This is a genomic window from Christiangramia echinicola DSM 19838 (assembly GCF_000423065.1).
Taxonomy (GTDB): domain Bacteria; phylum Bacteroidota; class Bacteroidia; order Flavobacteriales; family Flavobacteriaceae; genus Christiangramia; species Christiangramia echinicola.
In genome coordinates this window covers 456738-472884 of the sequence record NZ_AUHG01000010.1, presented here as the reverse complement: position 1 = coordinate 472884, position 16147 = coordinate 456738, and the positions used below count along the sequence as shown (strand labels likewise).

General features: G+C 37.6%; 12 protein-coding genes and 1 tRNA gene. 9 read left to right on the top strand and 4 right to left on the bottom strand.

Annotated elements, in window-relative coordinates:
- Positions 1–5: 5 nt before the first annotated feature.
- A complete protein-coding gene (locus G530_RS0102615; RefSeq protein ID WP_084519370.1) occupies positions 6–3266 on the bottom strand; it encodes a SusC/RagA family TonB-linked outer membrane protein in 3261 nt (1086 codons plus the stop codon).
- A gap of 414 nt (positions 3267–3680) precedes the next feature.
- On the opposite strand from G530_RS0102615, the gene G530_RS0102610 reads away from it, so the two are divergent.
- On the top strand, positions 3681–4715 hold the full coding sequence (locus tag G530_RS0102610; RefSeq protein ID WP_026933046.1) for a LacI family DNA-binding transcriptional regulator: 1035 nt from the start codon (positions 3681–3683) through the stop codon (positions 4713–4715).
- A gap of 177 nt (positions 4716–4892) precedes the next feature.
- On the opposite strand, the gene G530_RS0102605 is transcribed toward G530_RS0102610, so the two are convergent.
- Positions 4893–4964 (bottom strand) — tRNA-Arg (locus tag G530_RS0102605).
- A gap of 114 nt (positions 4965–5078) precedes the next feature.
- Here G530_RS0102605 and G530_RS0102600 point away from each other — a divergent pair.
- From G530_RS0102600 to G530_RS0102580, 5 genes are all read left to right on the top strand, one after another.
- The gene (locus G530_RS0102600) at positions 5079–5378 is read left to right on the top strand and encodes a hypothetical protein (protein ID WP_026933045.1); all 300 of its coding nucleotides are present in this window, start codon (positions 5079–5081) and stop codon (positions 5376–5378) included.
- Positions 5379–5444: 66 nt separating this feature from the next.
- Positions 5445–6134, top strand: coding sequence for a DUF2490 domain-containing protein (locus G530_RS0102595; protein WP_026933044.1), 690 nt, complete (start codon positions 5445–5447; stop codon positions 6132–6134).
- A gap of 49 nt (positions 6135–6183) precedes the next feature.
- Positions 6184–7167, top strand: a complete 984-nt coding sequence (locus G530_RS0102590; protein ID WP_026933043.1) for a DUF1028 domain-containing protein — start codon at positions 6184–6186, stop codon at positions 7165–7167.
- A gap of 33 nt (positions 7168–7200) precedes the next feature.
- A complete protein-coding gene (locus tag G530_RS0102585) occupies positions 7201–7569 on the top strand; it encodes a hypothetical protein (RefSeq protein WP_026933042.1) in 369 nt (122 codons plus the stop codon).
- 62 nt (positions 7570–7631) lie between these two features.
- Complete coding sequence (locus G530_RS0102580; RefSeq protein ID WP_035715708.1) at positions 7632–8780, top strand: DUF3095 family protein; 1149 nt, start codon at positions 7632–7634, stop codon at positions 8778–8780.
- A gap of 16 nt (positions 8781–8796) precedes the next feature.
- Here G530_RS0102580 and G530_RS0102575 read toward each other — a convergent pair whose 3' ends face one another.
- Positions 8797–10353 carry a M20/M25/M40 family metallo-hydrolase gene (locus G530_RS0102575; RefSeq protein WP_026933040.1) on the bottom strand — a complete coding sequence of 519 codons (1557 nt, stop codon included), beginning with the start codon at positions 10351–10353 and terminating at the stop codon, positions 8797–8799.
- A 151-nt stretch (positions 10354–10504) separates the two neighbouring features.
- Between G530_RS0102575 and G530_RS0102570 the strand changes: the two genes are divergently transcribed.
- Positions 10505–12871: a S9 family peptidase gene (locus G530_RS0102570; protein ID WP_026933039.1), complete on the top strand. Its 2367-nt coding sequence runs from the start codon at positions 10505–10507 to the stop codon at positions 12869–12871.
- Positions 12868–14094 (top strand): cysteine desulfurase-like protein, encoded by a 1227-nt coding sequence (locus G530_RS0102565; RefSeq protein WP_035715706.1) that lies wholly within the window; start codon positions 12868–12870, stop codon positions 14092–14094. Before G530_RS0102570 ends, G530_RS0102565 begins: the two co-directional genes overlap by 4 nt.
- A gap of 8 nt (positions 14095–14102) precedes the next feature.
- On the opposite strand, the gene G530_RS0102560 is transcribed toward G530_RS0102565, so the two are convergent.
- Positions 14103–14711, bottom strand: coding sequence for a hypothetical protein (locus G530_RS0102560; protein WP_026933037.1), 609 nt, complete (start codon positions 14709–14711; stop codon positions 14103–14105).
- A 243-nt stretch (positions 14712–14954) separates the two neighbouring features.
- Here G530_RS0102560 and G530_RS0102555 point away from each other — a divergent pair, with 243 nt between their 5' ends.
- Entirely contained in the window at positions 14955–16145 is a 1191-nt protein-coding gene (locus G530_RS0102555; protein ID WP_026933036.1) for a hypothetical protein, read from the top strand.
- The last annotated feature ends 2 nt before the right edge of the window (positions 16146–16147 follow it).

Below are 16147 nucleotides of genomic sequence, written 5' to 3'. Positions count from 1 at the left end.
TAATTTTAAAAATTAAGGTTTAAACCGAATACTACTTGTCTATTTCTCGGAAATGGCGAGTAATCAACTCCCGGTGTAAGCGGGGTATTTCTCCTGGTAGAAACTTCAGGATCAAGACCGGAATAATCAGTTAAAATAAATACATTATTCGCCGTCGCGTAAAATCTCAGGGTCGTAATGTTATATTTAGAAACCAGTGAATTTGGCAGGGTATATCCTAAGGTAAGTGTGTTCAACCTCAGGAAGGAGCCATCTTCTACTGCCCAATCACTAAATACGTAATTACGCATATATGGAGACCACATAGTAGTGTTTGCATTGGCAGCTGCAAGCGCATCAGGATCGGTTATAAGCTCACCGGTTTCAGGGTTAAGGTTTGTCCACCTTGTGCCATCTGCCATAGCCGTAGTTAGGTTTCTATACTGGCTGTTTTCATTAGCAGTTGTAAATTGAACCTTATTTGCGTTATAAACATCATTTCCCACGCTAAAATTAAAAGCTGCTGAAAAATCAAATCCGTATGCATACGCATCTATAGCAAAACCTCCTGTAAAATCTGGGTTTGCATCGCCAATAAGTGAATTATCATTTATATCTACAACTCCATCGCCAGTGATATCCTTCAATTTTAATGACCCAGGCATTACCTCGCCAACAACATCACTATTATCTACCACATCAGGCTTCAACGTATAGGTGTCTGTTGCAGGATCAAAGTCAAAATCTGAAACTTCATAACGACCGTCATTTCTGTAACCATACATAGCTCCTACAGGTTGGCCAACCCAAACGGCATAATCACTACCAATTTGTGAAGAAGCCCAGCCAGAGTATTCCTGGTAATCTTCTAATGTACCTAAGGAATTAATCTTGTTCTTGTTTGCAGACATATTAAAGGCGAAACTTAATCCGTAGTCTTCTTTCGTAATCGCGTTTATATTCAAAGAACCTTCTACACCAGTGTTCTGGATCTCTCCAAGATTTCTATATTGAAAATCATAGCCAGATCCAGGAGTACGAAATGCAAGTAACAGGTCTGTAGTTATATTTTTATAGGCCTCAATACTTCCTCTTAACACTCCATCGAACATTTCAAAGTCAAGACCAGCATTTTGAGTTACCGTAGTTTCCCATTTAAGATTTGGATTAGCCAGTACTCGTGAAGCCGACCAATAATTTGGAATTTCATTTAAATAGGTAGTGGTATTAGATTGAAAACTTTGCACGGTTTGACCTGCCGGAATATTATTATTACCAGCCTCTCCATAACTTAACCTCAACTTAAGAGCATTCAACCATTCTACATCATTTAAAAAGGCTTCCTCATTTATCTTCCAAGCTACTGCAGCCGATGGGAAATACCCCCAACGATTATCACCAAGGAATTTACTTGAACCATCTGCCCTGTAAGTAGCAGTAAGTAAATATTTGCTTTTATAATCATAGTTAACACGACCAAAGAATGATAAAAGCTTATCATCCGGGCGATAAAAATTATCAACAGATTGAGGAGTACCCTGTGTTGTTAATCTTCTTGTAGTTTCAAAATCGAAGTCATTAGGAAACCCCTGAATTTCTGAAGTTTCTTCATTATCCTTAGTGATGATCATTTCTTCACCTAATAATACTTTAAGATTATGGTCTTCATTAAGGAAGTTGCCGAAATCATAATTAATAGTATTAGCATTCCTGAAACTCTCACGTTTTCTATCGCTATAAACCAAAGATGGTAAGCCCTGGTTTTCTGCAGACGGTCTATTGTTTGAGTAATAGGTAGAGCGACCATAATACCTGTAATCCTGTTCTATGCGGTAATCCAATCCAAAATCTGATTGGAATCTCAAATTATCAATTATATCCCAACCAAAACTTCCTAACATATTATAATTCCTTCTAAGCTGCTGTCTTTGGTTATCATCTGTAGCCACAAATGGATTTATTAAATAACTTGCGACAGCCCCTTCAGTATCTGCCCTGGTTGTGGTAAGACCTGAGATTGGAATAGGAGAATATTGAACACTATACTTCAAGCGTGAATCTGCAGAAGAAATCTCATTTTGCTCATTAGCTCCTCCTCCGTTGATCTCTGTGTCTGAAAACCTAACTGTAAAGGATAAATCTACTTTTTCCCCTGCCTGACTTTTTAAAGCAAGAGATAGGTTATCCCTTTTAAAATCCGAACCAATCATGATAGTATTAACATCATAATGAGCATAATTAAAGTTGAAGCTGGCTTTCTCAGAACCTCCTCTAATGGCTAAATCATGGCTCTGAACTTCACCCATATTGCCGTAAACTTGTTTTTGCCAGTTATTTCCCTCCTTACCTTCATATAAATCATAATCCTGCCACAAGCCAAAATATCTTTCATAGGAGTCAATATTTTCGGAATCTCTAAGTAAAGCATACTCATATTGCCACTTAACAAAGTCTTCCGGACTTAAAACATCCAGCGTATTAGCAATTTTTTGAAATCCGTAGAAAGTGTTTAAATTCACACTTACTTTACCACTTCTTCCTTCTTTGGTGGTAATGATGATTACACCATTAGCCCCTCTGGAACCGTAAATAGCGGTAGAGGAGGCATCTTTTAAAACGGAAATACTGGCAATATCTGTTGGGCTAATATCACTCATGCTTCCAACCGGGAATCCATCTACAATAATAAGAGGTGAACTATCTTGAGTTAAGGATCCGTTCCCTCGAATTCTAATATTAACCTGGGCATCTGGAGAACCTTCAGTTGAAAGTACCTGTACACCAGGAAGCCTACCGGTTAAGGCCTCAGCAACGCTTGCTCTTCCCTGTTCGGCTAATTCATTTCCGGAAATAGATACTACAGAACCCGTTAAATCTGATTTTCTGGTTGTACCATATCCCACAACAACAACCTCATCCAAGGCATTTGAATCTACAAGAAGGTCGATATTAACAGTGCTTCTGCCATCCACACTAGTCTCGAGTGTTTGAAAACCAACATAACTAAATACTAATACAGCATCTTGACCAGATACCTGAATGGAATACTCACCATCAAAATTAGTAACCGCTCCATTAGAAGTACCTTTCTCTAATATAGTAACTCCGGCTAACGGCATTTTAGAATCTGCGGCAACCACAGTACCATTAATTTCAGTATCCTGAGCAAAGACCATATTTGTACCAAGAAGTACACATACCAATAGAAAGGTATGTAACTTATATTTTATCCTATTTTCCGGAAAACCCGAAAAGAACGAAATCGTTTTAGTAAAAACTTGTTCCATAAAAATTAGTTAGTTAAAATTAATAGTTAGTGCTCTTTCACTCCTTTTATAACCTTATCGAGTATTGGTTAAAAAACACTTGGTTTAAATGTTAAAAATTAGTTATTAAAACAGCACAAAATCCCAATTATGGGATGCTATGGCTGAATAACTTCTATTATTCTTAATATTTTAATAATGCAATCGATTACGTAAATATATTTATTAATTACTAATTACAAAATTTTTACGGCTAATTTTTGAATTTTTCTGATTCAAGAGCTGCCTAATTATAGAATAAATAGGTTTTATGGCTGTATTTTTTAGGATTTCAAAATATATTGACTAGAATCATTGACATATTTCCCAACTATCCCCTATAATGTAATCGATAACATTATTGTTATTATATTGGATTCCTAAAGAATACCCTTTATGAAAAATCACATAACTTTAAAGGAACTGGCCAAGCAATTAGACCTGTCTGTAAGTACCGTTTCTAAAGCTCTTAATGACAGCCCCGAGATAAGTTCTTTAACGAAGAAGAGAGTTAAAGAACTTGCAGACATCCACGAATATTTTCCAAATAGCTTTGCCCAGGGGCTAAAATTCAAAAAGACCAGAACTTTGGGAGTAATAGTTCCGGCTATTCTATCCAATTTCTTTTCTATGGTCCTGGATGGTATAGAAGAGAAAGCTTCTCAACTTGGTTATAAAGTCATTATATGTATTTCTAAGGAATCTATACAAAAAGAGAAACAAGCGGTTGAAATGCTCATAAGGTCCCAGGTAGATGGAATATTGATATCTCCTTCCAAAGAAACCCAAGCGACTTTAAAAACTGATCACCTTAACCTTCCTAAAAAATTTGATATTCCCATTGTAATGTTCGATAGGCTCATTGAAGGTATTGAAGCCGATAAAATATCAATTAATGACACTCTTGAAGCTGAGCTTGCGACGATGGAACTCATCAATTCCGGTTGCAAGCAGGTTTGTTACTTCTCCGGAATTTCGAATACAAGTGTAAATGAAAATAGAATCGAGGGCTATACAAAAGTGGTTACTCAAAATGATTTCGAACCAAAGATCCTTGAGGTAAATTGTGACAACTTTCCAGTAGCAGAGTTAAAAAAACTGCTGAAGAATAAACAACTGGACGGTATAATAACTTCAGATGAGCTTACTACAATCCTCACAGCAAGAAATATTCTGGGTTGTGGCTATACAATTCCGCATGAAGTTTCTCTAATTGGTTTTACAAATGGAAAAATGGGGGAAACTTTTATCCCGTCATTAACTAGTATAGATCAAAAAGCTAAAGAACAAGGTGAACTTGCGGTGAGTACCATGGTAGATAGAATAGAAGGTATACTGCCACCTGAACCAGTATCTTTTATTCTTAAAGCGCAAATAATACAGCGCGACTCAACTAGAAAATTTGGAATAAAAGATGACGCCTTTGTATAAACTTATAAACTTCCTGATACACCTAACTTTCGGTGTCTTGTCAATTATGGATTTCTAATTGAAACATATTCTAGGCTGTTATACTTTGCTATTATACGATCAGATAATATCAAAAAAAATAAGCCCTCAATAATGAGATGATTAACAGGCTTTTGGTTTGAGGTATGCCCTTCCTAGTAGCCTCACCAGGAATCGAACCTGGATCTAAAGTTTAGGAAACTTCTATTCTATCCATTGAACTATGAGGCCGGTTGCCACAAAAATAAGCGGTTTCAGCTAGAAAATAAAAATGCATCCCTAAATATTCAATTTTCTAAAATTTATTTAAAATATTATATTAAAGGTATCTATAAATCATGATTAATGCGGTTAGCAATTACACTATTTACCAGTTTCTTTTTACTGTTTCAAACCAGTTGCAGCTCAGGAAGAACTCATAACGAAGAGAAATATTATGGCATCATCAAGCCGGCCGGAATTACAACTTACCAATATGGAACCCACAGACTAGAAGCGCAAAGTGACTTTTACGCACTTAAAAGCGATACTGTGAACCTGGAAGAATATGAAGATCAGGAAGTAGAAATTACGGCTTCTCGCATAGAAGGCTACCCGGTAGATGGTGGCCCGGTTTATCTTCTAGTAACAAAAGTTAAAAATTAACTGAATACCAGAGCAGACTTGTCTTTAAGGCAGCATAATTTTAGATTTGCCCTAAAAATCTTTGCTTTGAAAAAATTTACCTTACTATTACTTTTCTCTTTATTTTTCAATTTTAATGCGCTGGCCCAGGTCGATGGTGATCAATTGGGTGGGTGGTATATGTATTTCTGGAACACAGATCTTGGCGAATCAAGATTTGGACTCCAGGGTGATGTGCAATATCGAAACTGGGATGTTATTGGTGACCTTGAACAATTATTGTTAAGGGCTGGCGTTACTTACCGCGCTAATGAAAACATCCTGCTAACTCTGGGTTATGGAAATATAACCACGGGAGCCTTTGGCGACTCCAATGATACTTCCTCTGAAAGCAGGATCTACCAGGAAGCTCTGTTTCCGCATAAAATTTCTGAAAGAATTTACCTTAAACATAGATTTAGATATGAACAGCGCTGGGTAGAAGACCAGGATTTCAGGACGAGATATCGTTACAACCTGTTCATTAATATTCCCTTTAATCAGCCTAACTTAAACAAAGATGCCATTTACCTGGCTCTGTATAACGAAGTTTTCATCAATGGTCAGCGGGATATTGGGAATGGACGTAATGTAGAAATTTTTGACCGCAATAGATTTTATTCCGCGTTGGGTTATGCTTTAAAAGACAATCTGAAAATCCAGGCTGGGTATATGTTGCAAAGCACTAATTCTGTAGATAAAGGCCAGCTGCAATTAAGCCTGCATCATTCTTTCTAAAGTCTGCTGTAGAATCTATATCTTTAAGCATTCACGCAAGCCGGAAATTATGAACAGACTATTACTATTTTTTTGTTTTCTTAGCATAACCTCACTTTCTTCACAGAATATTAATGCTGAAAAAGATGCGTTTGCTCATACCTATTCTATCGTAGCCAGGGATACCGTTACCGGTGAAATGGCAGTTGGAGTGCAGAGTCACTGGTTTTCGGTTGGTTCTATAGTTTCCTGGGGTAAAGCTGGTGTAGGAGTTGTGGCCACCCAATCTTTTGTAAATCCTGCTTACGGACCTGAAGGCCTGGAATTAATGGCCAGCGGAGTTTCTGCGGAACAGGCTTTAACCCAATTGGTTGAAAAGGATGAAGGTAGAGCATTCAGGCAGATCGCATTTTTGGACGCTAACGGAAATGTTTCCGGATTCACCGGAAAGAATTGCGTAGAAGCAGCTGAAGATCTTCAGGGAAAGAACTTCTCGGTTCAGGCTAATATGATGATCAACGATAAGGTTGTTCCAGCCATGGCTGAAGCATTCGTTCAATATTCAGATTATCCACTGGCAGAAAGAGTTGTTGAAGCTTTAAAAGCTGCCCAGGAAGCAGGAGGCGATATACGCGGTAAACAATCTGCTGCACTTATCGTGGTTGGTCCTGAAAGAACAGATAAAAGCTGGGAAGACAAAAAGATAGATCTTAGAGTTGATGATCATGAAAATCCTATTCAGGAATTATCAAGACTATTAAAGGTCGCCAGAGCCTATGAGCATATGAACAAAGGTGATCTTGCTGTAGAAGCCGGAGATATGGAAAAAGCGCTTAAAGAATATGGCACTGCCGAAAAAATGTTCCCGGAAAACCTCGAGATGAAATTCTGGAAAGCAGTTGCCCTAGCTAACAGCGGTAGAATAGAGGACGCTAAACCGATCTTTAATATTGTTTTTGAAGCAGATAAGAACTGGAAAGAGATGATCACCAGGTTACCACCTTCCGGAATTCTAACAATTTCAGAAGCAGAGCTAAAAGAAATTACCGAATAATTTAAATATCTTTATATCATAAAATACTTAGTTATGAAAAGAATACATCACTTACCCGTTATAATGATCTGTCTTTTATCTGTGTTGATCTATTCCTGCAAGGATGAAGAAAAAAACGAGCAAAAAGAAGAGGCAGTTACCGAGACATCTTCTTCTGAAAAGATGAAGGAAGAAATGGCGAAAAGTTCTGATACAAAATACAATCCTGCTCACGGTGAAGAAGGACATAGATGTGATCTTCCGGTTGGTGCACCACTAGACCAGGCAACAACATCGTCTACAAATAATACAGATATGACCACTTCACCCGTAAGACTTCAAAGTGCTACGCCAAAGATCAATCCTGCACATGGAGAACCTGGTCATGATTGCAGTGTTCCTGTTGGATCTGAACTAAACTAAAAATATCTATTTCCAGATTGTTCCATTAGAAATTATTTGGCTTATGTTGGGACCTATTGTGTATGAGTACTACTAATTTCTATGCTAATCTCGAAATTCGGGATACTTCTTTAAGTGCTCTTCTAGGTGCAGAGAAAAATTTTAAGGAATTACCAGAGGACTGGTATATTCTGGTTGCTGATATTCGCAATTCTACCCAGGCGGTTAAAAACGGTAATCATAATCACGTTAATCTTGTCGCTACGGGATGCGTTATTGCTGTTTTAAACCTGGCAGAAATGCATAATCTAAACGTTCCTTTTTTCTTCGGAGGAGATGGGGCTACTTTTCTAATTCCTGAAGTGATCCTCGCACAATCCCTTTCAGTATTACAAAAGCATAATCTAAATTCTGAAAAGAACTTTGGTTTTAGTCTGGCCATTGGCAGTTATAGTATAGCTAGTGTGTATAAAGACAATATAGACCTGAAGATAGCAAGAGTGAAAGTGAACCAGGTAATGAATATCCCGGTAGTTCTGGGAAATGGTCTTCAATATGCTGAAGAAAAGATCAAAAATAATCCTAACACACAGGAGATATCTCCAGATTCTACGCCTCTTGATCTCGAGGGGATGGAATGTAAATGGGATCGCATTAAACCCCCATACAAAGATCAGGAAGTAGTTAGTTTGATCATTTCGGGATGCGAAGAAGCAGATTTTTCCAGAGTATATTCCAAAGTGATGAAAGCTATAGATGAGATCTACGGCTCCATTGGAAAAAGAAAACCTATTTCAATCAAAAGGCTTAAGATAAAAGCCGGACTCCAAAGGATCAAAGATGAAATGAAGGCAAAACTGGGAACCTGGAACTTCGCAGTTTTCATAAAAAGCTTTCTGATCGCAAATTTTGGAGAGATCTATCTGAAAAAGACAAATGCCGGTAAAAGCTATATGCTGAAATTAGTTGAACTCTCTGATAATTTAACCCTGGATGGGAGAATAAATACGGTGATCACAGGAAATAGTTCCCAGAGAAAAAGGCTTATAAAGTACCTGGATAAACTTGAAAATCTTGGCCTTATTAAATACGGCCACCATGTAAGTAAGGAAAGCATCATGTCCTGTTATGTAAAGGATATGAGCTCAGATCAACACATTCATTTTATTGATGGTGGTGATGGCGGATATACAAAGGCAGCTAACCAGCTGAAGTTGAAATTTCAGGATTAACTGCCTTTATTAAATTTTAGTCTTCAAGCATACCTGCTCTCTCAGCATCTCTGGCTTCTGGCCAGCTCATCTGCTCTCCTGTTCTTTTACTTACAGGTAATTTAATCTTTTCTCTAGAGGTCCTTTCTGGATCTTCACTGGCCATATAGGCCAAAACTGCCGTTAAGATCACATTATTCTTAACATCATCAAAAACGATCTTATCATAAGTATCTCTGTTCGTATGCCAGGTATAATTCCAGTAATCCCAGCTTAAAGAACTTAAATTGAATGCAGGTGCACCAGCAGCAACAAAAGATGCATAATCTGATCCTCCTCTACCTGGAGTACCCGGGAAATTTGTTTCGATATGTTTGGTCACATCCTCTGGGACTTCATACAACCAGCTTCCTATGTAATCATAAGAATTAAGAAATCCGTTTCCAGAAATATTTACAACTCTACCTGTTCCGTTATCCTGGTTGAATAATGCCTGAACGTTCTCTACAATTTCCGGGTGATCCTTTACAAAAGCGCGTGAACCGTTAAGTCCCTGCTCTTCACTCCCCCAATGTCCAACCAGAATAGTTCTTTTTGGATTAGGATAGAATTTCTTCAGTATTCGCATTGCTTCCATCATTACGATAGTACCGGTACCATTATCTGTTGCTCCGGTAGCTCCATCCCAACTGTCAAAATGCGCGGAAAGAATCACATATTCTTCTGGCTTTTCAGTTCCCTTGATCTCTGCTATAGTATTAAAGGTTGGTACTTCTCCAAGTTCTGAAGATTCCGCAACTACTTTTATGGTTGGTTTATTACCGTATTCCGCTAGTCTGTATAGAAGTCCATAGTCTTCCAGGGAAACATCTATAGTAGGAACTTCTTCTGTAGAAGCCGAAAAGATCTTGTTTACTCCAAAACCTCTGGACCAGTAAGAACTAATAATTCCTTCTGCTCCAGCATCTTCCAGAGCTTTTGGTAATTCTCTTCTGGAAAGTCCCGTTTTTCTTAGTCTTTCATCCCATAATTTATCCAGAGAATCTCTGTCTTTTTTCATTTTCTCAAAAGATTCTTTTGTAGCCCATTCTTCCCAGTTATCATCTGGTCTTCCTGTTGGCTGTGGCATAGAGATCATCACAAATTTGCCTTTCACAGATTTCAGTTTTTCAACAAAATCAAGAGAATCGCTTGCTTCCGGAAGGATCATAACCTCAGCAGTCACTCCTTTCTTACCTGTAGAAGGGCTCCAGGCAAGTTGTCTGGCCTCAAGACTTTGTACTCGAGGTGAAATTAGGTCTACATGAGTAATTCCTCTTTCCCAGCCTTTCCATTTTCCCCATTCTTCATTTCTGGCAGATATATCCCAGCTATTGTATTTTTTTACAGCCCAGTCATTGGCATTTTTCATTTGTGGAGTTCCAACAAGACGCGGACCTACTACATCCATAAGTTCATGTGCCAGTACTTCTAATTGAGAATTTTCGTTTACCTCTGTCACGATCTTACTAACCATTTCCTGTTTAGTTTGTGCAGAGAACTGTATTACCGAAAAGAAAAGAAGAATTCCAGTAACAGTAATTTTTTTAATCATAAATAAATGTTTTGGTGGTAAATATTTGGTTTACAATATCGGCTTTTTATAAAACCTTTGAAATTAGACCCTGGGAAGTGCCTAAGGTTTAAACCACATTCAAAATTTAGTTATATTGGCAATCCTTAATTTAGATTGAAACGATTTATTTATGTTCAGAAGTTTTTCTACCGCGTTCCTGATTTTTGCAGGAACCTTATTCTCTTTTTCCCAGACTTCAGATCTAAGCGTACAAAAGATCATGCAAGATCCCAGCTGGATGGGAACTTTCCCCCAAAATGTTCGTTGGGGTATTCATAATGAGAATATTTATTTTGATTATAATCCTGAAAAAAACACTTCAGATTCCCTTTATAGAATTGAAATTGATAACCCAGAGAAGATCCTGAAGGTTACGGCTTCAGAAAAGCAACAGCTAATTCCTGAAAGTGGTGATTTCAATTCTACCGCATCCAGGAAGATCTATATTAAAGATGGAGACCTGTATTTATATGACCTTAAATCACGAACCAGCAAGGAACTTCTGGATCTTTCTTTTGCAATTAATTCTCCCGAATTTTTAAAAAATGAAGATCAACTGGTTTTTCATGCGGAAGACAATGCATTTGTTTATGATCTGAAAACAGGAAGCATCAAACAACTTACACATTTTAAAAAAGGTTCTTCCAAAGAGGACAAGGAAGATAAAATTTCAGAAAAAGATGAGTGGTTGCAGAATGAAAATATCGAGCTTCTACAGGTAGTTAGAGAAAGAAAAGAAGAAAAAGAAAATTCTAAAGCTTACCGGGAATCTATTGCTGAAGATGAATTCGAATTCTATTTAAAAGGTAAAGACCTGGGAAATCTCCAGGTATCGCCTGATGCAAAGTACGCTGGATTCAGCTTAATAGAAAGGGAAAGAGGAAAAAGCACAGACGTTCCAGATTATGTAGATGAGAGTGCTTATACCGAAAATTTATCTGCGCGCAGTAAAGTTGGTGACATGGAATATACCGCAGAACTCGGCATCTATAATTTTGAAAAAGATACTGTAATTATAGTAGACCTTTCGAACTTATCCGGGATTAGTGATTTACCAGATTATACCGAAGACTACCCCGATCGTGAGTGGAAAGAAGAACCTAGAAAGGTTATTCCTTCCCAGGTCAAATTTTCAGAAAATGGCGAAAAAGCAGTAGTAAATATAAGATCTACAGATAATAAAGACAGGTGGATAGGCCTAATAGATCTTAAAACCGGAGAAATTAAATCCATAGAAAGACAAAGTGATAACGCCTGGCTTGCAGGTCCCGGAATTGGCTATACCTACTACGGATATGAGGAAATGGGATGGCTGCCAGACAACAAGCACATCTATTTTCAAAGTGAGGAAACAGGATATTCCAACTTGTATATCCTCAATGTTGAAACCGGAAAGAAAACTAATCTTACCCCGGGTGATTATGAGGTCTTTGACCCTATCATATCAAAGGATGAAAAAAACTGGTATTTCACTTCTTCTAAAACCCATCCCGGCGAAAGACATTTCTATAAAATGCCATTAATGGGTGGAAAAATGGAGCAACTTACTTCGATGACCGGAAAAAATGAGGTTAAATTATCACCAGATGAAAAACATCTGGCTATTACTTATTCTTATATGAATTCGCCTGAAGAACTTTATTTAAAACCAAATAAGGCCAGTGCTGAAGCTAAGAAATTAACCAGCGGACAATCAAGCGAATTTTCAGCATACCACTGGAGAGAGCCTGAACTTATAAAGTTTGAAGCTCGTGACGGAGCCATGGTTCCTGCGAGGCTTTATGTGCCTGAAGGGAATGTGAAAAATAATGCTGCGGTTGTATTTGTACATGGTGCAGGATATTTACAAAATGCCCATAAATGGTGGTCCAGTTACTTCAGGGAATATATGTTCCATAACCTGCTTACCGACCTTGGTTATACCGTAATTGACATAGATTACAGAGGTAGTGCGGGCTACGGTAGAGATTGGAGAACCGGAATCTATCGACATATGGGAGGCAAAGATCTTACCGACCAGGTTGACGGAGTAAAATATCTTTTAGAAAATCATGATATCGACCCGGAAAAAGTTGGGATCTATGGAGGTAGTTATGGTGGCTTTATCACCCTAATGGCCATGTTTACCGAAGCCGATATTTTTAAAGCCGGTGCCGCTCTTAGATCTGTTACAGACTGGGCACATTACAACCACGGTTATACTTCAAATATCCTTAATGAACCATCAAAAGATCCAATCGCCTATCGACGTTCCTCTCCGATTTATTTTGCTGAAGGACTTAAAGGAGATCTATTGATCGCCCACGGAATGGTAGACACCAATGTACATTATCAGGATGTGGTAAGGCTCGCCCAGAGACTTATCGAACTAGGAAAAGAAGATTGGGAAATGGCCGTTTACCCGGTTGAAGGTCATGGTTTCGTGGAACCAAGCAGCTGGACCGATGAGTACAGGAGAATACTCGAATTATTTAATGAAAGTTTATTAGAGAAATGATAGATATAGATTTTGTAAGAAAGCAATTCCCTGCATTAAAGCAAGATTTTGTCTTTATGGATAATGCCGGTGGCTCACAGGTATTGGGCAAAGTAGTAGAGTATATCAGCGACTATCTTGTAAATCATAATGTGCAGCTTGGTGCTTCTTATAAGGTTTCTGCTGAAGCTGGCAAGAAGCTGAAACATGCAACTTCCAGAATTACTGAACTTTTAAACGCTTCCAGAGATGAGGAAATTGTTATTGGTTCTTCTACTACAATGCTCCTAAGAATTCTGAGTCTTACCATTAGTCAGCAATGGAAGAAGGGCGATGAGATCATTGTAACTGATACAGAGCACGAGGCTAATGTTTCCCCTTGGATGGATCTTAAAGAAAAAGGCTTTGAGGTAAAAACCTGGAAAGTGAATACGGAAACTCTCGAGCTGGATATCCAGGATCTGAAGAAATTAATGACCGAAAAGACCAGGCTCGTTGCAGTTACTCACGCTTCCAATGTCCTGGGAACTATCAATCCTGTTAAACAGATCGCTAAAGAAGTACATGCTGCAGACGCTTTAATTTGTGTTGATGGTGTAGCTTACGCCCCGCATAGAAAAGTAGATATCCAGGAGCTGGATGCCGATTTTTACACTTTTAGCTGGTACAAAACCTACGGACCTCATTTGGCGGTTATGTATGGTAAATATGATGAACTGGCAAAACTGGAAAGTCTCAATCATTATTTTATAGGAAAGGATACTATACCCTATAAATTACAACCTGGTAATATGAATTTTGAACTCACTTATGGTACGATTGGGATCATAGAGTATTACGAAGAAATGTACAGGCACCATTTTGAAAATAACACTGTAGATTTTTCAGAAAGACTGAATAAAACATTTCAAATCATTGCCAAACATGAAGAAGATCTAGCTTCACTGGTACTAAATTACCTTAATGGCATTCCAGAGATCAGGATCATTGGAAATACTTCTGCAGATGCTTCGCTCAGAGTACCTACAATATCTTTTATTCATGAGACTTTAAAAAGCGATGAGATCGTGGAACAGGTAGATGAGCACAGAATAGGAATAAGATTCGGTGATTTTTATGCCAAGAAATTAATTGAAACGCTAGGCATTGAAGACAGGAATGGTGTAGTACGCGTAAGCCTCGTGCACTACAACACGAAAGAGGAAGTAAACAAATTGATAAAGGTTTTCAGAAATATTTTCTAGAAAATTAGCTACCGGTAATAATAACGGTTAAGGCGATTAAGAGGTATTTTAACACCTAAATACACAGCTACTCTCCTGGCATTATCACTTACAACCTCTATTATTTCAGTTTGTGCCCCAAGCTCAAATGTGATATGATTTCTTATACGATAAGAAGTCGATAACTTTACAGGTAAAGTGATCACTTTAATATCTTCTTCAGCCACTCTTGAACCATAATCTGGTGATTCCTGGATAAATGCTGCACCAATCCCTGCTCCAAAATACCAGTTTTGTATATGCCTGAAGGGATCAAAATTGGCATAAGGCATAAATGTTATAGAATTATAATATTCTCCGGCGAGCTCTGCTGAAGTTGTTCTCTGGAAATAAAGTTCTGTACCCAAACCAAGTTTAGGTTTGAAATAGTAGATAAAATAAACACCTACTGCGTAGCTAGGCTCAAATCCTGAAAAACCCTTATCATCACCTTCTCCTCCCACAAAAACACTATTGGAAGCATACAAAGTGGTATGCTCATAATTAACCATAGGGCCAATTTCATAATCCTTATATCGTTGCCCGAATGCATTAATAGCAAAAAGGAAAATAAGAGAGAACAGTAAATTTTTAGCCATAGTTAGAATTCCTTTTCAGGTAGGAAAAGTAGGGAATTAATAAATCGAATTTAAAAAATAAGCCTGAATCTGTCAAACTGAATTTATTTCATTCAAAATAAACAATTATGAATTACAATATTAAAAGTTTAAACAATTCATAAAGTTTTAAATTATAGCGAAATGAGTTAATTAAAACCTCAATACTTTTAAGTTTTTATTAAGATATTAATATTTTCGAGGACATTTTAAAAAAGACAAACAATGAAATTAAGAAATTACTTAAGTTATTTAGCAATTGCATCAGTAACTCTTGGGTTAACCTCCTGTGAAAAGGATGAAACTCCTCTAGAAAATTCAACAGTAGAAAGTTCAGAAATTAGCACAAAAACAAAAGGATTTGATAATCTTTTTAAGCAATCATCCAATTTGAAAATTGAGACGAATACTGTTCAGGATTTAAATTTTGTAATTCCAGCATTCGATGCTGTGGAACCATCTGCATGTTCAACTACTGCATTTAATGATGTTACTTCATCTGCATACAATGAACTTGTTGGTTCTATCCTTCAAATATGGGATGGACAAAACTATACTCCAGTAATAGACCTTATTTACGCAGATTACTTTACTATCAACAATTATGCGGCACAATTAGGAATCAACGTAGATTACTTCGGAAAAGATGGTGAATACACAAAATATGTAAATAACGAAAAAAGAAGTCTGGAGAAATTCTGGCAAACTCCTGATATGTTCAGAGTACATGGTCAACACACTGAAACACTTGATAATCTAGCCGTAATCGAATTCATGTACACTAATTACAGTGATTTAGGACTTATTGCTGATGACCCTATATTAGATGAAAACGACGAGATCATACAGGAAGGTGCTACAATTGAAGAGCTACTAAGTATTGCTGAGAAATTTAATACCGAAAGCAATCAAATTCCTGAGAACGTCGTATATGCATCAGATGCTTTTGCAACATTTGGAGGAACGATCGTTCTAGGTGATGGAATCATTGAATTATTATCGAGAACAGGATTAGAAGATAAGATCGTGATCTCCAGTATCCTTTCTCATGAATGGGCCCATCAATTGCAATTCACTAATTTCGGAGCATGGGAATATCCCGTTGCAGCATTTTCAAACACTCCGGAATCTACGAGAATAACAGAATTAGAGGCAGATTTCTTAACCGGATTCTATCTTACACATAAAAGAGGTGGAACTTATAACTGGAAACGTGTAAAAGAAGCTCTGACTAACTTTTACTTTATTGGTGATTGTGGGTTTGACAGCAATGGTCACCACGGTACTCCGGTACAACGATTGAAATCTGCAAAAGCTGGATACGATTATGCTCAGTCTATTCAGGAAAAAGGATTTTTACCTGATGCTACGGAAGTTCATGCGGAGTTCCTGCAGAATTTCGAAAACATTCTATAATT